Here is an 18,143-nt window from a genome sequence, read left to right as displayed (position 1 = left end):
GTGGTGGTCAAGCAGTAGCTATTATTCCATAATAGCTACTAGAGGAAGCGTAAATCTGAGCATTTAGTGATAAGGACGGAGCGAATTTTGCTCCGTTTTTCTTAATTCTTTATCCCACATATAGCTGGCAGTAATACCCCAAATGATTGAAGCTTTACTCTATACAGCAATCCTGACCCTGCAGGGGATATACACTTCGCATTACGTGGGCAACATTCCAACTTCCGCGGAAGCAAAGAGGAGATTTTGATTTATTGGAGTTGATACTTGTGAATAGTATGTTTATTTGGAATAATTAAGATAGCATTGATCTATTACTATCTACCTGCATTCTAACCTATATACTGTTGCATAGTGAAACAGAAGGTGAAATCGCCTATAGCAAAAAAAGGTTGACTGAATGATCATTCATATTTTATAGTAGGGATACATAAGATTTTAAATGAAGTTATTTTTCTGAAAAATGGAATCGCTATCATGGTGGTTATAAATCTTTCATTGTTAGTAACAATGAAAATTTCACATTATAATAGATTACTACATGATTAGGGGGAGCGAATGAATGGAAACATTTCTGCTTATTAACGCATTGGCCTTTGTAGCAATCACAATCTATGGTATTTACCTATTCGTTAAGGTTGTGGCAACTAGAGTAGCCTATATTAGGCTAGGCAGAAAATCAGAATTTGATCGTGATTTCAAAGAAAGATTCAGAAGAATTGGAAAAATTGTGTTTGGACAATCAAAATTATTAAAGGATAAAAAATCCGGTATTATTCATGTCATGATGTTCTATGGGTTTATTCTTGTCCAATTCGGTGCTATTGATATGTTTATAAAAGGGCTATCTCCGGACAATCACTTACCACTCGGTATATTCTATCCAGGGTTTGTATTCTTCCAAGAGTTAGTTACATTAATGATTCTTGTCGCAGTAGCATGGGCATTTTATCGCCGTTATATGGAAAAGCTTGTCCGACTGAAGCGAGGGTTTAAAGCGGGACTAGTGCTAATATTTATTGGGACTTTAATGATTTCCGTGTTATTTGGAAATGGAATGGCACTTCTATGGCATGGACATGATCCGACTTGGACTGAGCCAATTGCTAGTTCCATAGCATTAGTATTTGGATGGATTACACCGACGGTAGCAATGGTACTATTTTATATAGCATGGTGGGTGCATACAATTACAATTCTAACTTTCTTAGTTTATGTACCACAATCTAAACATGCTCACTTATTGGCTGCGCCTGTAAATGTGTTTTTAAGTAAGCGTGTACCAGGCAAGCTAAAAAAACTTGATTTTGATATGGATGAAGAAGCAGACGAAGAAGAGATTTCTTTCGGCGTAGGCAAGGTAGAAGATTTTGAGCAGCATCAAATGATAGACTTCTACGCATGTGTCGAGTGTGGTAGATGTACAGATGTATGCCCTGCAGCTGGTTCAGGAAAAATGCTGTCACCAATGGACATAATGATTAAAGTACGTGATCATTTGACGGAGAAGGGCGCAGCTATTACTGGTAAATCACCATGGGTTCCTGCATATGCTTTTTCAAATACTCAAGGAAACAGTGCAAGTGCAGATAATGAAGCAGCAGCAACGGTTCAAAGCGCAAGTCTTATCGGAGACGTTATTACAGAAGAAGAATTATCAGGGTGTACGACATGTCGAAATTGTGAGGATGCGTGTCCGGTAAATAATGAACATGTAGGAACTATTATTGATATGCGCCGCTATCTTGTTATGACGGAAGGGAAAATGGATCAGGACGTCCAACGTGCGGTGATGAATATTGAAAGGCAAGGAAACCCTTGGGGACTGTCTAAAAAAGATCGAATCAAGTGGCGAGAGCAGGATGAAGCAGTATATATCCCTACAGTAAAAGAGTTGAAGAAAGAAGATAAGGAATTTGAATATTTATTTTGGGTAAGCTCAATGGGGGCTTATGATAGCAGAAGTCAAAAAATTGCTATTGCATTTGCTAAATTAATGAATCAAGCAGGTATAAGCTTTGCAATTTTAGGCAATAAAGAGGCCAATTCAGGAGACACAGCTCGGAGAATAGGAAATGAGTTTTTATTCCAGGAAATTGCTGAGAAGAACATTAAAGAATTCACAAAAAATAATGTTCAGAAAATCGTTACCATTGATCCACATGCTTATAATATTTTTAAAAATGAATACCCTGATTTTGGATTTGAAGCTGAAGTATACCATCATACGCAATTACTATATGATTTAGTTCTAAATGGAAAGCTTGAACCACAACGTGAAATAAATCAGCGTCTAACTTATCATGATTCATGCTATTTAGGAAGATATAACGGAGTGTATGATCCTCCTAGAGAAATACTTCGTTCCATTCCAGGATTAGAATTAGTAGAGATGAATCGCAGCAAGGAGAATGGTATGTGCTGTGGTGCTGGCGGGGGACTTATGTGGTCAGAGGAGACAACCGGTAACCGAATTAATGTAGCACGTACGGAGCAAGCGATGGCAGTACAGCCAAACATGATATCTAGTGCATGTCCATACTGTTTAACAATGATAAGTGATGGTACAAAAGCAAAAGAAGTAGAAGAGGATATTAGCACGATGGACGTAGCAGAAATACTTGCGTTATCTGTGTTTAGAGAAGAAGAGGTAAAGAGTGCTTAAGCAGCTAGTTATATATTACGTTTATTATATTTATGGAAAAGCAACGGTTTACTCAGAGAAATGTGAGGGGGAGCCATCCTCCTCTATTTTCCAATAAATGAAAAGCAACGTCGCGTCTTGGTTGGAGGTTATGCCAAGCTTTTTATTAGAAGATTGTTTGAGCGAGCGTTCAATCATAAAGAAAGCGTAATCAAAAAAAGAAGGGATGTTTTAAGATGAGAAAATCAGTAATTATCGCAGGTGCAAGAACGCCTTTTGGTAAATTTGGAGGTGCGTTAAAGCCATTAACGGCATCGCAACTTGGCGGTAAGGCAATTGGAGAAGCATTAAAACGTGCGGATATGAATGGCGCAGATATTCATGAAGTGATTATGGGAAATGTTTTGCAAGGTGGACAAGGACAAATACCATCTCGTCAAGCAGCAAGAGAAGCAGGTATTCCATGGGAGGTAAAAACAGAAACCATTAATAAAGTATGTGCTTCTGGATTACGTAGTGTAACACTAGCTGATCAATTAATTCGGCTAGGTGATGAAGAAGTAATTGTAGCTGGAGGAATGGAGAGTATGAGCAATGCCCCGTATATTCTTCCTGATGCTCGGTGGGGTAATCGCATGGGTGATAAGAAAGTAATCGATATGATGGTCCACGATGGCTTAACCTGTTCCTTTAAGGGTGTTCATATGGGTGTTTATGGAAACTCAACAGCTCAAGAGTACGAATTGACTAGAGAAGAGCAGGATGAATGGGCGTACCAAAGTCATCAACGTGCAGTTAAAGCGATAGAGGAAGGGAAATTTGCTAAAGAAATCATTCCAGTAGAAATCCCTCAGCGTAAAGGGGATGCAGTTATCGTTGATACGGACGAAGCCCCTCGGAAAGATACAAGTCTAGAAAAATTAAGTACGTTAAGACCTGCCTTTGACACGGATGGAACGATTACAGCTGGGAATGCTCCTGGTGTTAACGATGGTGCTTGTGCCTTTGTGGTAATGTCAGATGAAAAAGCTGAGGAACTGGAAAAAACACCACTTGCAATCATCCAAGGGCATACAGAAATAGCTGTTCCTGCGAAAGATTTTCCGAAAACACCAGGGCTTGTTATTAATAAGCTGCTAGAGAAGACAGGGTATAAAAAGGATGATATTGATTTATTTGAAATCAATGAGGCTTTTGCGGCAGTTTCATTAGCAAGTGGAAAGATAGCAGGAATTGATAAGGAGAAGGTAAATGTGAACGGAGGAGCGGTCGCTTTAGGACATCCAATTGGAGCGAGCGGAGCGAGAATTATCTTAACGTTAATATACGAATTAAGACGCAGAGGCGGTGGTTTAGGTATTGCTGCTATTTGTAGTGGCGGTGGCCAAGGGGATGCAATATTGATTGAGGTACCGAAGTAATAGCAATAAACGTATATACAAAGGGATTCTAAAGGAGGTAAAACATGGAAATTAAACGAGTTATGGTAGTTGGCGCAGGACAAATGGGAGCAGGTATTGCACAGGTGTGTGCACAATCAGGTCTCAAAGTACAATTGAATGATAACAATGCTGTTGCATTGGAAAGAGGGATGCAGACGATTCAGAAGCTATTGGATCGGTCTGTGCTAAAAAAAAGGATAACAGAGCAAGAAAAATTGGAAACGCTACAACGCTTATCTGTATCAGAAACGCTACAGGATGCTTCCAAAGCTAATTTAATTATTGAAGCGGTTATTGAGAATATGGAGGTAAAGACAAACATTTTTCGCCAATTAGACGTCATCGCTCCCGCCGATGCGATTCTTGCGTCTAACACCTCATCCTTACCAATAACCGAAATAGCTGCAGTAACAGACAGACCGGAGCAGGTTATCGGTATGCATTTTATGAATCCTGTTCCGGTAATGAAGCTCGTTGAAATTATTCGCGGCTTACAAACAAGTGATCAAACCTACCAAATCATTGAAGATATGGCGAAGAAATTAAGTAAAACACCAATTGCGGTCAATGATTTTCCGGGTTTTGTTTCCAACCGAATCTTGATGCCGATGATTAACGAAGCCATTTATACATTATATGAAGGTATAGCCTCCGTAGAGGATATTGATACATCTATGAAACTAGGAATGAATCATCCGATGGGGCCACTTACGCTTGCAGATTTTATTGGCTTAGATACATGTCTATATATTATGGAAGTTCTTCATGAAGGCTTTGCGGATAGTAAGTATCGCCCTTGTCCGTTACTTAGACAATATGTCAAAGCTGGTTGGCTTGGGAAAAAGTCAGGAAAAGGTTTTTATGTGTATAACTGATTCAACATGAATCGACAAAAGGGGGAATACTAATGGTACAGGTAACCGAAGAGCAAAAAATGCTACGTAAAATGGTAAAAGATTTCGCAGAAACAGAAATCGTTCAAGAAATCCCACGGATGGAAGCAGAAGATAGATTTCCACGAGAAGTCTTAAAGAAGATGGGGGATTTAGGGTTAATGGGTATCCCAATCCCAGAAGAATATGGCGGAGCTGGAATGGATTACACATCCTATATTCAAACCATTCACGAAATTTCAAAAGTTAGTGCAACCATTGGTGTTATACTATCTGTCCACACTTCTGTGGGAACAAATCCAATTCTTTATTTTGGGACTGATAAACAAAAACAGTACTACTTACCAAAATTAGCATCTGGTCAATATATTGGTGCTTTTGCATTAACGGAGTCTGGTGCTGGTTCAGATGCAAGTGGTTTAAGGACAAGGGCAGTAAGACATGGAGACAAGTATATATTGAACGGATCAAAAATTTTTATCACAAATGGTGGAGAAGCAAATACATATATCACTTTTGCTCGTACTGGCGATGGAAAGAAGGATATAAGCGCTTTTATCGTTGAGAAAGACACGCCTGGATTAAGCATTGGGAAAAGAGAAAAAAAGATGGGATTACATGGATCTAATACCGTTTCTTTAACATTTGATCAATGCGAAATACCACAAGAGCAGCTGCTAGGAAAAGAAGGTGAAGGATTTAACATAGCCATGCATAATTTAAATATTGGAAGAATTGGAATCGCAGCTCAAGCTTTAGGTATAGGTGAAGCAGCTGTGCAATATGCAACAAATTATGCAAAGGAACGAAAACAATTTGGTGTGTCTATTGCAGATAATCAAGGAATCTCCTTTAAATTAGCTGATATGGCAACTCGATCAGAAGCTGCAAGGTTACTTGTTTATCAAGCTGCTTCTCTTGTTGAACAGGGGAACGACTGTGGGAAGGAAGTTTCCATGGCAAAACTATATGCATCGAAGGCTGCTGTTCAAAATGCCATTGAGGCAGTGCAAATATATGGTGGTTATGGTTATACCGAGGATTATCCTGTGGAAAGGTTATTTAGAGACGCCAAGATTACCGAGATTTATGAAGGTACTAGTGAAATACAGCATATCGTAATTGCCAAACATCTACTTAATAACTAAGGGGGGACAGTAATGAACTTTCAACTGTCAGATGAACAGCAAATGCTGCGAAAAATGGTTGCAGAATTTGCCAAAAAAGAGGTTGAACCAACCGCAGCTGAACGTGACGAAGAAGAACGGTTTGATAGAGAAATCTTTCATAAACTGGCTGAACTAGGATTAACGGGGATACCTTGGCCAGAAGCATATGGAGGAATAGGCGCAGATTACATGAGTTATGTCATTACTGTAGAGGAGCTTTCCCGTGTTTGTGCTTCGACAGGAGTTACGCTATCTGCGCATGTATCATTGGCGAGCTGGCCAATCTACAAATATGGAAATGAAGAACAGAAAAAGAATTTCCTTACACGGCTAGCTACAGGTGAAGCGCTTGGAGCGTACGCACTGTCTGAGCCAGGGGCTGGTAGTGATGTTGTCTCCATGAAAACCACGGCAAAGGAAGAAGCGGATCATTTTGTTTTAAATGGAAACAAGGTGTGGATTACTAATGGTGGTGTAGCAGATATTTATATCGTATTTGCAAAAACAGATGCAGATAAGCAACATAAAGGAATTAGCGCATTCATTGTAGAAAAAGGTACAAAAGGCTTTACATTTGGTAAAAAAGAAAAGAAGTTAGGTATACGTTCCTCACCTACAACAGAACTCGTATTTGAAAATTGTCGAGTTCCTAAAGAGAATCTGTTAGGTAGTGAAGGTGAAGGGTTCAAAATTGCAATGTCAACGCTAGATGGAGGACGCAATGGAATAGCTGCACAAGCGCTAGGTATTGCCCAAGGAGCATTAGATGCTGCTGCCGCTTATGCAAAAGAAAGAGAACAATTTGGCAAGCCTATCGCTCATAATCAGGGTATTTCTTTTAAACTTGCAGATATGGCAACGGAGATAGAAGCGGCAAGACTTTTAACTTATCAAGCTGCCTGGCTAGAGTCGGAGGGGCAGCCTTATGGAAAAGCTTCGGCCATGTCAAAGCTGTTTGCAGGGGATGCAGCGATGCGGATCTCGGTTGAAGCGGTTCAGATATTTGGTGGTTATGGCTATACGAAAGATTATCCAGTTGAACGGTTTATGCGTGATGCCAAGATTACACAAATATATGAAGGTACCAATGAAATACAACGCTTAGTAATAGGAAGAATGATAACTTCCGGAAAGTAGATCGGTAGAAGTAGGAGGTGAAGAAGAATATGGATCCCATTCTTTCTTCCATAAAAGATCAAGAGTTAGTAGAAAAGCGCAGAAATCAAATGATTAAAGGTGCAATGACGCTTTTTAAAGAAAAAGGATTTCATCGTACGACGACCAGAGAAATAGCTAAGGCATCAGGCTTCAGCATTGGAACCTTATATGAATATATTAGGACGAAGGAAGATGTGCTATTTCTTGTATGTGATTCTATTTATCAGCAGGTGTCTGAACGTTTAGAAGCGCAGATTGATTTGAATAATTCGTCTGTGGATCATTTTAAAAATGCAATTCGTTCATATTTCCGATTAATGGATGAAATGCAAGAAGAAGTACTTATTATGTATCAGGAAGTGAAATCTTTAGAAAAAGAGATAAAAGAATATGTATTGCAAAAGGAAAGAGACATGGTATCTATGCTTGAGCGTGTCATCTCTACTTGTTTTCCCGGTTCAATTTCTCAGCGAGATCGAGAATTGCTAGCAAATAATATTTTTATACAAGGACAAATGTGGGGGTTTAGAAGATGGATGCTACAAAAACAATTTACGCTTGAAGAGTACATGGATAGACAGATCCATTTTTTGATGAGCAGTATAACTGCTTCGGAATAAATCCATCACCGATTACTTCTTAAATTCAATATATCAAGATTTACAAAAAAGTACTACTGCATATGTATGCTATTTTTAGACTTCTAAATATTAAAAAATAGTGAAACCGTAAAAAGCTTCATATTTTTTCTGCTTAATTGCTAGCATAAACCCTGTATATTTGTTTATAATGTATGGTATGGTTAAAGGTAGTAGGAAGACTACTAGAAATACTTATTCAATAAACAAATAGTTAAATTAGGCAAAATAAGCCATCAATATACAAGTAAAGGGAGTGCGTTACCGTGAGCTTGAAAAATTATAGCCACGAAGAAATTCAACATATGTCTATGATTGAAGTAGCTAATTTAATTCTTTTGGATGAGAAAAAAGCTTTTCATTTTAAAGACGTATTTGATAAGATAGCAGAATTAAAAGGATTTACAGACGGAGAAAAAGAAGCTAATATTGCCCAATTTTATACGGATTTGAACGTAGATGGTCGTTTTATTACTACTGGTTCAAATATGTGGGGATTAAAACGCTGGTATCCTGTAGAGCAAATGGATGAAGAAGTTACCGTCGCACCTAAAAAGAAGAAAAAAGCGAAGAAGAAAAAAGAAGAAGATGTAGAAGATGATTTAGATGTTGTAGAAGATGATCTAGAGATTTTTGAAGACGATTTTGATATCGATGATATGGATGAAGAGATTGATGAGGAATTCGATGAAGAATTTGATGAAAATGATGAGGATTATGAAGAAGACGATGACGATAATGAAGAGTTAGAGCGTTAAAAGTGTTAAATAATGGATTTGAAGTAAGCTTGACTTTTTATAGCTGGATCAGTACAATTTAAATTGGGCTCTTTTATTTTAATTATCGAAGCGTTTCCCCATCCAACTTGGGGAGGCGCTTTTATTATTTTTCAGCAGATAAGTACAAGATAAATGTAATAGATAAAGCTACCCATCATTTACCCATTCATTTAACAAATCAAGATAAGAAAATCATGTAAAGAAAGAGGGAAAGACGATGACAAAGTATATATTTGTGACTGGAGGAGTTGTATCTTCTTTAGGGAAAGGAATTACAGCTGCTTCCTTGGGACGTTTGTTGAAAAATCGCGGTCTAAAGGTAACTATTCAAAAGTTTGACCCATATATTAATGTTGATCCTGGAACGATGAGTCCTTATCAGCACGGGGAAGTATATGTAACCCAGGACGGCGCGGAAACAGATTTGGACTTGGGGCATTATGAACGATTTATTGATATTAATCTGAATAAATATAGTAATATAACAACCGGTAAAGTCTATTCGAGTGTAATTCGTAAAGAACGCAGAGGCGATTATTTAGGTGGAACAGTTCAAGTCATTCCACATATTACTAATGAAATTAAAGAGCAAGTTTTTCGTGCCGGTGAAGCAACAGGTGCAGATGTAGTGATAACCGAAATCGGTGGCACAGTAGGTGATATTGAATCCTTGCCATTTTTAGAAGCAATTCGTCAAATCAAGAAGGATGTAGGAAGAGATAGTGTAATGTATTTGCATTGTACGCTTGTTCCTTATATTAAGGCTGCTGGTGAAATGAAAACGAAGCCTACCCAACATAGTGTTAAAGAGTTACGTTCGCTAGGAATTCAACCTGATGTAATTGTATTACGTACAGAAAGTGCGATTAGCAAAGAAATGAAGGAAAAAATTGCTTTATTCTGTGATATTAATGAAAAAGCGGTTATAGAAATGCGAGATGCAGATACGCTATATCAAGTGCCTATCTCCTTGCAGGAACAGCAATTAGATCAACTAACATGTAGTCATTTTGGACTTGATTGCCAAGAAGCAGATATGGAAGAGTGGAAAACGCTTGTATCTAAAGTACGTAATTTATCCAAAAAAGTGGATATCGCACTTGTTGGGAAATATGTTGAATTACCGGATGCATATATTTCCGTTGTCGAAGCATTAAAACACGCTGGTTTTGTTTATGATGCAGATATTAATGTACATTGGATTAATTCTGAGAAGCTAGATCAGGAAACGATTCATAAATCTTTAGAAAATGTAGATGGTATCTTAGTTCCGGGAGGATTTGGAGATCGTGGTATAGAAGGGAAAATTGTAGCTATTCAATATGCTAGAGAAAATAAAATCCCATTTTTGGGAATTTGTTTAGGGATGCAACTAGCAACAGTTGAGTTTGCTCGTAATGTACTGGATTTGCAAGGAGCACATTCAGCAGAAATTGATCCGAGTACACCTTATCCAATTATTGATTTATTACCAGAGCAGAAAGATGTTTCTGACTTAGGTGGTACATTGAGGTTAGGTATATATCCTTGCAAGCTTCAAGACAATACGAAAACAAGAGCAGCTTATGATGGTGAAGAATTTATTGAAGAAAGACATCGACACCGTTACGAGTTTAACAATGCGTATCGTGACCAAATGATAGAACATGGATTTGTCTTTTCTGGTACAAGTCCAGATGGTCGACTTGTTGAAACAATTGAAATTGAAGATCATCCATGGTTTGTTGCTAGTCAATTTCATCCGGAGTTTACCTCCCGTCCAACAAGACCTCAATCGTTATTTAAAGGATTTATTGGAGCAGCAGTAAAACAAAATGAAGCGAAAAAATAATGGATCAAGAGGCTGGGACAAAACCCAGTAGAATAAAAAAGTGTCACGCACCAGTTGATTGGTGTGTGACACTTTTTTATCTAATTTAATAATTTTTGTACGCAAAAAGGATACCTTCTGATAAAGTTAAAGTAACCACACCATAACAGAATCGGAGGCATCCTTTTATGTTTAAACATTATAACATGAATCAAATAATTTTGCCGCTAGATTTAGAAATCAAACTTCAAGAAAATGATATAGCTTACACCATTCATCATGTCATAGAGAGTATCTCAGTTCAGCTTGTAAGGATTGCCTCTGGATTTATCTTACATATAATAGGCAGTAAGCCCCCACCTCACGCAATGATGAACCCAATATGGATAAGTGGGGATCGACTGCCAGTAAATGTCCGATTGGTTTAAAGGCCTTTAGATCATACCCTTGTGGTACGAACAATCAGTGAGGGTATACAAAATCCCCACTGATTGAAGTTTCACTTTATAAAAGCGTTTCACTATTTTGTCAGGCGTACGCGCTTTGGTTGCCCACTTTTCGCTGGAGTCTTTCCTCCTTTTAAAAAACCCTCTTCTGTTGCTTTAAGGGAAATGAATGTTTTTTTGTACTAAGTTAAGAAAGTATAAAATCGGTGCAATGACTGCGTTAAGCCAAGTAGTTATTTTGAAATGTTTGATGTATATTGGTGCTCCGACTAATTACTTCGCTTTCCGTGGGCACGGCCTCAACTAACTTTGCAAAGAAGAACACGTTGCAAAGTGGATTTTCGGCTCGCGCAATTCCCGCAGGAGTCTACGTAATTAGTCTCCGCTATGAGAAGGTGCAACAATTCTGTCATAAGTAATAGGTTGACTTTTTTTACAATGGGTAAAGTGAAAATCGCTATCCGTGAGTATAAAAGCAGCTGTGTTACTTCATGCTAGCGTTGTAGAGCCTGATAATAGCGAAGGCCGGCCACTTCAACTCCTGTGGGAAATGTTTGACCTGAAGATCCACTTTTTTGAGCGGGTTTTGCTAAAAAAGTTAGCTGAAGGACAAACCCCACGGAAAGGGAAGTGGGCAGCCGGAGTGGTGGTCAAGCAGTAGCTATTATTCCATAATAGCTACTAGAGGAAGCGTAAATCTGAGCATTTAGTGATAAGGACTGAGCGAATTTTGCTCAGTTTTTCTTAGTCTATTTCCTTGCGCTTCTTACGAGTTGAGTATGTATAATCAGTAAAAACCTAATATGACAGCAGGATATCATCTTGTTCATATAGAATATAAGTGATGGGGGATAAATGCTTTTGGAAAGGGGATATTCATTATATGAAAAAGAAAATTTTAATTGTCGATGACCAACCTGGAATCTGTATGCTACTGACAGATATCCTTACAAATGAAGGTTATCATGTGGAAACTGCGAAAACAGGTAAAGAAGGATTGGACAAAGTCACTTCCTCTTCTTTCCAATTATTAATGATTGATTATAAGCTGCCAATTTATAATGCATTCGAGGTAATACGATTGATGAATCAAACAGGTGTATCTACACGAACTATTGTAATGAGCGGTATAACAGAAGAAGTTATTCGTGAGAATGAAGATTGTAGCAACGTAGAAAGTGTGCTAACGAAGCCTTTTAATATCCAAGAAGTATGTGATTTGGTCAAATCAATTATTGGTTGACTAGCAGGATTGTTGCGACTTTGAGTTGTTGTTGGTATTCTAATATTGTAATTAAATTATTTTCAAATAGGTGCATAGTTCATCTAAGAGGAGGATATATATGCCATTAGTATCAATGAAAGAGATGCTAGAAAAAGGGAAAGACAATGGTTATGCAGTTGGTCAGTTCAATTTAAATAACCTGGAATACGCACAAGCGATTCTTCAGGCAGCAGAAGAAGAGAACTCCCCAGTAATCCTTGGGGTATCAGAAGGTGCTGCTAAATATATGGGTGGCTTCAACGTTGTTGTATCAATGGTGAAGGCACTTATGGAATCGTATGGTACAACCGTACCTGTTGCTATACATTTAGATCATGGTTCAAGTTTTGCTAAGTGTGCAGAAGCTATTCACGCTGGCTTTACATCCGTAATGATTGATGCATCTCATGATCCACTTGAAGAAAACATAGCAATTACTAAAAAGGTTGTGGAACTAGCTCATCTTCATGGTGTATCCGTTGAAGCTGAATTGGGAACAGTTGGTGGTCAAGAAGATGATGTGATAGCAGACGGTGTTATTTATGCTGATCCAAAGGAATGTAAAGAATTAGTGGATCAAACTGGTATTGATTGTTTAGCTCCAGCGCTTGGTTCAGTGCACGGACCATACAAAGGAGAACCCAATTTAGGATTTAAAGAAATGGAAGAAATTCTTTCAACTGTTAAATTACCGTTAGTTTTACATGGTGGTACGGGAATCCCTACTAAAGATATTCAGCGTGCTATTTCTTTAGGTACTGCGAAAATCAATGTGAATACGGAGAACCAAATCTCTCAAACAAACGCTGTACGTCAAGTATTAAAAGATAAGCCTGAGCTTTATGATCCACGTAAATACCTAGGACCTGGTACAGAAGCAATCAAGCAAACCGTTATTGGCAAGATGCGTGAATTTGGTTCATCACAACAAGCATAATCGGTAACAGCTTATTAGTTAGGAGGCGACAATCAATGAAATTCTTTATTGATACAGCCAATATTGATGAAATTCGTGAGGCAAATGCACTTGGCGTTTTAGATGGTGTCACAACTAACCCAAGTTTAGTTTCTAAAGAGGATGTATCTTTTCACGATCGATTACGTGAAATCACAGAAGAAGTTTCTGGATCTGTGAGTGCAGAGGTGATTTCCGAGGATGCAGAAGGAATGATTCGTGAAGGGAAAGAACTTGCGGCAATCGCACCAAACATAACAGTTAAAGTTCCAATGACATTGGAAGGACTAAAAGCTGTTAAAGCATTTAGCGAATTGAATATTAAAACCAACGTTACGCTAATTTTCAATGCTAATCAAGCGCTACTTGCTGCGCGTGCAGGAGCTACGTATGTTTCACCTTTTCTAGGTAGATTAGATGATATTGGCCATGACGGTATGGTATTAATTGAAACCATTTCAGAGATATTTAATAAACATGATATTCATGCACAAATAATTGCGGCTTCCATACGTCATCCACTACATGTTATAGATGCTGCTAAAAAGGGTGCGCATATTGCTACTATTCCGTTTAAAGTATTGGAGCAGCTGGTAAAACATCCATTAACTGATCAGGGAATCGAGAAATTCCTTGCTGATTGGAATAAGCAAAAATAATTGCATAATAATGGAAGAAGTACACATCCTAAGGAACAGAAGCAGCAGTGCTTGCTGCAAATAAGTTTGCAAGTCAATGTTAGCATAATTCGATGCTAATCATGTTCCTTGCCTAAGTGGGGTTATCTTAATGCAAAAAATGTTAGTTGAAGGTGGCCATGTTCTAAATGGCAAAGTACGAATCAGCGGAGCGAAGAATAGTGCTGTAGCGCTATTGCCAGCCGCGATTTTAGCTGATTCTAATGTAACTATTGAAGGACTACCAGAGATTTCAGACGTATATACATTAGGCGATTTACTTGAGGAAATCGGTGGTACGGTTTCCTGGGATGGACAAACCGTTCATATCAATCCTGAGAATATGATTGCCATGCCTCTCCCTAATGGGAAAGTGAAAAAGCTTAGAGCCTCCTATTATTTTATGGGAGCAATGCTAGGAAAATTTAAAAAGGCAGTTATCGGACTTCCGGGTGGTTGTTTTTTAGGACCACGTCCAATCGATCAGCATATTAAAGGGTTTGAAGCACTTGGTGCAGAGGTAACGAATGAACAAGGAGCTATTTACCTTCGGGCGAATGAACTTAGAGGTGCAAGAATCTACCTTGATGTTGTAAGCGTTGGTGCAACAATCAATATCATGTTAGCTGCAGTAAAGGCAAAAGGAAAAACAGTTATTGAGAATGCTGCAAAGGAACCTGAAATAATTGATGTGGCTACACTGCTTACGAATATGGGAGCAAAAATAAAAGGGGTAGGTACGGATGTAATCCGGATTGAAGGAGTACCTTCGCTTAATGGTTGCAGACATACTATTATCCCTGATCGTATTGAAGCAGGTACTTACACGATAGCTGCTGCAGCACAAGGGAAAGAGGTTATCATCGATAATGTAATTCCTCCTCATTTGGAATCACTTTTAGCTAAGCTACGTGAGATGGGGATATCTATTGAAGAGAGTGCGGAACAGTTACTTATTGCTCCTAAAAATCCATTGAAAAGTGTTGATATAAAAACACTTGTTTACCCAGGATTTCCGACAGACCTACAACAGCCATTTACTACCTTGTTGACGAAAGCGGTAAATACGGGTGTGGTTACAGACACGATTTATTCTGCTCGCTTAAAGCATATAGATGAATTAAGAAGAATGAATGCGTCTATTAAAGTAGAAGGTGGATCTGCTATTGTCTCTGGCCCCGTTCAGCTACAAGCTGCTAAAGTTAACGCTACGGATCTCCGAGCAGGTGCCGCATTAATAATTGCTGGACTTATGGCAGATGGAGTTACCGAAATAACTGGACTCGATCATGTTGATCGAGGATATGAGAAAATCACAGATAAATTAACCGACCTAGGTGCTAAAATTTGGCGTGAAGAATTGACAGATCAAGAAATTATACAACTACAGAATTCTTAGAGAGAAGTTAGCATAAGGTTAGGGAATACCTTTGTAAAAATTCTTCTCGGGATGAGGATATTTTACAAAAGGGAGAGATACGTAATGGAAAGAAGTTTAACAATGGAATTGGTTCGGGTTACCGAAGCAGCCGCATTAAAATCTGCTCGTTGGATGGGTAGAGGTAAAAAAGATGAAGCAGATGATGCAGCAACAACAGCTATGCGTGATGTATTTGATACTATTCCAATGCAAGGTACTGTAGTTATCGGTGAGGGAGAAATGGATGAAGCTCCAATGTTATATATTGGGGAACAGCTTGGCACAGGTCATGGACCTGGAGTAGACGTTGCTGTTGATCCACTTGAAGGTACAAGTATTGTTGCAAATGGTTCATGGAATGCACTAGCAGTTATTGCTATTGCTGACAAAGGTACATTATTACATGCACCAGATATGTATATGCAGAAAATTGCTGTTGGACCAGAGGCTGTTGGGAAGATTGATATCAATGCATCAACGATAGAAAACCTTCAGGCAGTAGCAAAGGCAAAAAATAAAGCTGTTGAAGATGTTGTGGTAACTGTTCTAGATAGACCTAGACATGAGAAATTGATTCAAGAAATTCGTGACGCAGGAGCGCGTATTAAATTAATTTCTAATGGTGATGTAGCAGGTGCAATTAACACCGCTTTTGATGAAACGGGTGTAGACATTTTACTGGGAACTGGTGGTGCTCCTGAGGGGGTTATAGCTGCAGTTGCATTAAAATGTCTAGGCGGTGAAATGCAAGGGAAGCTCGTGCCATCTAACACAGAGGAAGAAGAACGTTGTGAAAAAATGGGAATAGCTGATTTGAACAAAGTACTTACGATGAAAGACTTCTGTAGTGGTGATGATGCTATTTTCGCGGCTACTGGTGTAACAGATGGTGAATTACTAAAAGGTGTACAATTTAAGGGTACAAAGGCTAAAACAGAAACCATTGTAATGCGTGCGAAAAGTGGTACAGTACGATTTATTGATGGTGCGCATAGCCTGCAGAAAAAACCTGATCTTGTTATTAAACCAGAATAACGTATGAAAATAATGAAATGTGGTTACAACTGTTGTGTGTAGCTATACTTTCTTTTTTAGAGATGATAGAAAAGGAAGCCAGTCAAGTGTAGTGGCTTCCTTTTCTATATAAACTACAAAATTTAGCATGTGCTGTATTTTAAAAGCGAACAATAATTGGAATTAGTGATATACGTAATAAATAATCACTAGCTACCTCAATGTAAATGATGACACAACCTCTAAATCTTTAAGATTTTCTATGATATTTGTCATTATGGTGTTGAATATTAATCATCAAAAGAGTATTATGGTATATGTTTAATACATGATTATATCGTTGGACTTCTAATCTAGCTTCCGAAATTTTCTTCATTTCTACAAGGACAGACCTTCCAAAAAAGAAGTGAAAATCACAAACTCGTAATAATGCAATGGGTTTTAGTAATTATATTTTTTCTATGTTTAATATTAAATAGGCGTGGTGATTTTATGGCAGGATTAACTATCTCCCATCTGGAGACGTTAACATTGAAAGAAATTTATGCATTAGCAAGGGAGTATAAAGTCTCTTATTATGCAAAGTTAACGAAAAAAGAACTTATTTTTGCAATTTTAAAAGGACAGGCTGAAAAAGATGGGTATCTATTTATGGATGGGATTTTAGAGATTATTCCATCAGAAGGATTCGGCTTCTTAAGACCTATTAATTATTCCCCGAGTGCAGAGGATATTTATATATCTGCATCGCAAATTCGTCGCTTTGATTTACGAAATGGGGATAAAGTATCTGGTAAAGTTCGTCCACCTAAAGAAAATGAAAGATATTACGGGTTATTACATGTAGATGCGGTAAATGGTGATGATCCTGAAACAGCGAAGGAAAGAGTTCACTTCCCAGCTCTAACGGCATTGTATCCAGATCGTCTAATGAAACTTGAGACAGAAACAAATAAATTGTCTACGCGTATCATTGATTTAATGACACCGGTAGGTTATGGTCAACGAGGTTTAATTGTTGCACCCCCTAAAGCTGGTAAAACAATGCTTCTAAAAGAGATCGCAAACAGTATTTCTGAAAACCATCCAGATGCAAAGCTTATTATTCTACTTGTTGATGAACGTCCAGAGGAAGTAACTGATATTGAAAGATCTGTACATCCTGATGTTGATGTAGTAAGTTCTACATTTGATGAAGTACCAGAGAGTCATATTAAAGTTTCAGAATTAGTGCTGGAAAGAGCAATGCGTTTAGTGGAGCATAAACGTGATGTTATTGTGCTAATGGATAGTATTACGCGGCTGGCGCGAGCATACAATCTGGTTATCCCTCCAAGCGGGCGTACACTTTCTGGTGGTATTGATCCTGCGGCATTTCACCGTCCAAAACGATTCTTTGGAGCAGCGAGAAATATTGAAGAAGGCGGAAGCTTTACAATTCTTGCTACAGCATTAGTTGATACAGGATCACGGATGGATGATGTAATTTATGAAGAGTTCAAGGGCACAGGTAACATGGAATTACATTTAGATCGTAACCTTGCCCAACGTAGAATCTTTCCTGCAATTGATATTCTACGTTCAGGTACAAGAAAAGAAGAATTACTTGTAGAAAAAGCCCATCTAGATAAAATGTGGGCAATCCGTAAAACAATGCAAGATTCAAATGACTTCCTCGAACGTTTCCTAAGGCGGCTTAAATCTTCAAAAAATAATGAAGAATTTTTCCAATTAATGGACGAAGAAATGAAACGCCGTGGCACTAAGAGGTAAAGCGTCAACTTCAATTATTTAATTCTATACTATTGCATTCAGATGGCCAGACTGTTATAAT

General features: G+C 38.2%; 15 protein-coding genes. 14 read left to right on the top strand and 1 reads right to left on the bottom strand.

Annotated features, from left to right (window positions below):
- The first annotated feature begins 562 nt into the window (after positions 1–562).
- The 8 genes from Q1A47_RS07480 to Q1A47_RS07445 all read left to right on the top strand — a co-directional run bounded on the left by Q1A47_RS07480 (position 563) and on the right by Q1A47_RS07445 (position 10,554).
- Entirely contained in the window at positions 563–2,665 is a 2,103-nt protein-coding gene (locus Q1A47_RS07480) for a (Fe-S)-binding protein (RefSeq protein ID WP_026681812.1), read from the top strand.
- Positions 2,666–2,880: 215 nt separating this feature from the next.
- A complete protein-coding gene (locus tag Q1A47_RS07475) occupies positions 2,881–4,065 on the top strand; it encodes an acetyl-CoA C-acetyltransferase (RefSeq protein ID WP_121603964.1) in 1,185 nt (394 codons plus the stop codon).
- A 44-nt stretch (positions 4,066–4,109) separates the two neighbouring features.
- Positions 4,110–4,961 (top strand): 3-hydroxybutyryl-CoA dehydrogenase, encoded by an 852-nt coding sequence (locus Q1A47_RS07470; RefSeq protein ID WP_166530103.1) that lies wholly within the window; start codon positions 4,110–4,112, stop codon positions 4,959–4,961.
- Positions 4,962–4,993: 32 nt separating this feature from the next.
- Positions 4,994–6,127 carry an acyl-CoA dehydrogenase gene (locus Q1A47_RS07465; RefSeq protein WP_026681809.1) on the top strand — a complete coding sequence of 378 codons (1,134 nt, stop codon included), beginning with the start codon at positions 4,994–4,996 and terminating at the stop codon, positions 6,125–6,127.
- A 12-nt stretch (positions 6,128–6,139) separates the two neighbouring features.
- Positions 6,140–7,285, top strand: a complete 1,146-nt coding sequence (locus Q1A47_RS07460; protein ID WP_026681808.1) for an acyl-CoA dehydrogenase — start codon at positions 6,140–6,142, stop codon at positions 7,283–7,285.
- Between the two features lie 29 nt (positions 7,286–7,314).
- Positions 7,315–7,926 carry a TetR/AcrR family transcriptional regulator gene (locus Q1A47_RS07455; protein WP_034679226.1) on the top strand — a complete coding sequence of 204 codons (612 nt, stop codon included), beginning with the start codon at positions 7,315–7,317 and terminating at the stop codon, positions 7,924–7,926.
- Positions 7,927–8,210: 284 nt separating this feature from the next.
- Complete coding sequence (gene rpoE / locus Q1A47_RS07450) at positions 8,211–8,702, top strand: DNA-directed RNA polymerase subunit delta (RefSeq protein ID WP_026681806.1); 492 nt, start codon at positions 8,211–8,213, stop codon at positions 8,700–8,702.
- A gap of 238 nt (positions 8,703–8,940) precedes the next feature.
- Entirely contained in the window at positions 8,941–10,554 is a 1,614-nt protein-coding gene (locus Q1A47_RS07445) for a CTP synthase (protein ID WP_026681805.1), read from the top strand.
- A 306-nt stretch (positions 10,555–10,860) separates the two neighbouring features.
- Here the strand turns inward: Q1A47_RS07445 and Q1A47_RS07440 are convergent, their stop codons facing one another.
- On the bottom strand, positions 10,861–10,995 hold the full coding sequence (locus tag Q1A47_RS07440; RefSeq protein ID WP_299631368.1) for a hypothetical protein: 135 nt from the start codon (positions 10,993–10,995) through the stop codon (positions 10,861–10,863).
- A gap of 867 nt (positions 10,996–11,862) precedes the next feature.
- Between Q1A47_RS07440 and Q1A47_RS07435 the strand changes: the two genes are divergently transcribed.
- From Q1A47_RS07435 to rho, 6 genes are all read left to right on the top strand, one after another.
- Complete coding sequence (locus Q1A47_RS07435; protein ID WP_026681803.1) at positions 11,863–12,222, top strand: response regulator; 360 nt, start codon at positions 11,863–11,865, stop codon at positions 12,220–12,222.
- 100 nt (positions 12,223–12,322) lie between these two features.
- Positions 12,323–13,180: a class II fructose-bisphosphate aldolase gene (locus tag Q1A47_RS07430; RefSeq protein ID WP_026681802.1), complete on the top strand. Its 858-nt coding sequence runs from the start codon at positions 12,323–12,325 to the stop codon at positions 13,178–13,180.
- A 35-nt stretch (positions 13,181–13,215) separates the two neighbouring features.
- Positions 13,216–13,857, top strand: coding sequence for a fructose-6-phosphate aldolase (gene fsa, locus Q1A47_RS07425; RefSeq protein ID WP_026681801.1), 642 nt, complete (start codon positions 13,216–13,218; stop codon positions 13,855–13,857).
- A gap of 130 nt (positions 13,858–13,987) precedes the next feature.
- Positions 13,988–15,274 (top strand): UDP-N-acetylglucosamine 1-carboxyvinyltransferase, encoded by a 1,287-nt coding sequence (locus Q1A47_RS07420; protein ID WP_121603959.1) that lies wholly within the window; start codon positions 13,988–13,990, stop codon positions 15,272–15,274.
- A gap of 84 nt (positions 15,275–15,358) precedes the next feature.
- Positions 15,359–16,330, top strand: a complete 972-nt coding sequence (glpX, locus tag Q1A47_RS07415; protein ID WP_026681799.1) for a class II fructose-bisphosphatase — start codon at positions 15,359–15,361, stop codon at positions 16,328–16,330.
- A gap of 471 nt (positions 16,331–16,801) precedes the next feature.
- Positions 16,802–18,082, top strand: coding sequence for a transcription termination factor Rho (gene rho / locus Q1A47_RS07410; protein ID WP_026681798.1), 1,281 nt, complete (start codon positions 16,802–16,804; stop codon positions 18,080–18,082).
- Positions 18,083–18,143 lie beyond the last annotated feature (61 nt).

Origin of the sequence: uncultured Virgibacillus sp., from assembly GCF_947495635.1 — a bacterium.
GTDB lineage: Bacteria > Bacillota > Bacilli > Bacillales > Amphibacillaceae > Virgibacillus > Virgibacillus salarius.
The sequence above is the reverse complement of the archived record's forward strand: the minus strand, read 5'-3'. Positions and strand labels throughout refer to the sequence as shown.

Bases quoted from the DNA above. Each gene is read 5' to 3' on its own strand.
- glpX (WP_026681799.1), top strand. From the start codon at position 15,359: ATGGAAAGAAGTTTAACAATGGAATTGGTTCGGGTTACCGAAGCAGCC.
- Q1A47_RS07465 (WP_026681809.1), top strand. From the start codon at position 4,994: ATGGTACAGGTAACCGAAGAGCAAAAAATGCTACGTAAAATGGTAAAA.
- fsa (WP_026681801.1), top strand. From the start codon at position 13,216: ATGAAATTCTTTATTGATACAGCCAATATTGATGAAATTCGTGAGGCA.
- Q1A47_RS07430 (WP_026681802.1), top strand. From the start codon at position 12,323: ATGCCATTAGTATCAATGAAAGAGATGCTAGAAAAAGGGAAAGACAAT.
- Q1A47_RS07470 (WP_166530103.1), top strand. From the start codon at position 4,110: ATGGAAATTAAACGAGTTATGGTAGTTGGCGCAGGACAAATGGGAGCA.
- Q1A47_RS07480 (WP_026681812.1), top strand. From the start codon at position 563: ATGGAAACATTTCTGCTTATTAACGCATTGGCCTTTGTAGCAATCACA.
- Q1A47_RS07435 (WP_026681803.1), top strand. From the start codon at position 11,863: ATGAAAAAGAAAATTTTAATTGTCGATGACCAACCTGGAATCTGTATG.
- rho (WP_026681798.1), top strand. From the start codon at position 16,802: ATGGCAGGATTAACTATCTCCCATCTGGAGACGTTAACATTGAAAGAA.
- Q1A47_RS07475 (WP_121603964.1), top strand. From the start codon at position 2,881: ATGAGAAAATCAGTAATTATCGCAGGTGCAAGAACGCCTTTTGGTAAA.
- Q1A47_RS07455 (WP_034679226.1), top strand. From the start codon at position 7,315: ATGGATCCCATTCTTTCTTCCATAAAAGATCAAGAGTTAGTAGAAAAG.
- Q1A47_RS07460 (WP_026681808.1), top strand. From the start codon at position 6,140: ATGAACTTTCAACTGTCAGATGAACAGCAAATGCTGCGAAAAATGGTT.
- Q1A47_RS07420 (WP_121603959.1), top strand. From the start codon at position 13,988: ATGCAAAAAATGTTAGTTGAAGGTGGCCATGTTCTAAATGGCAAAGTA.
- Q1A47_RS07445 (WP_026681805.1), top strand. From the start codon at position 8,941: ATGACAAAGTATATATTTGTGACTGGAGGAGTTGTATCTTCTTTAGGG.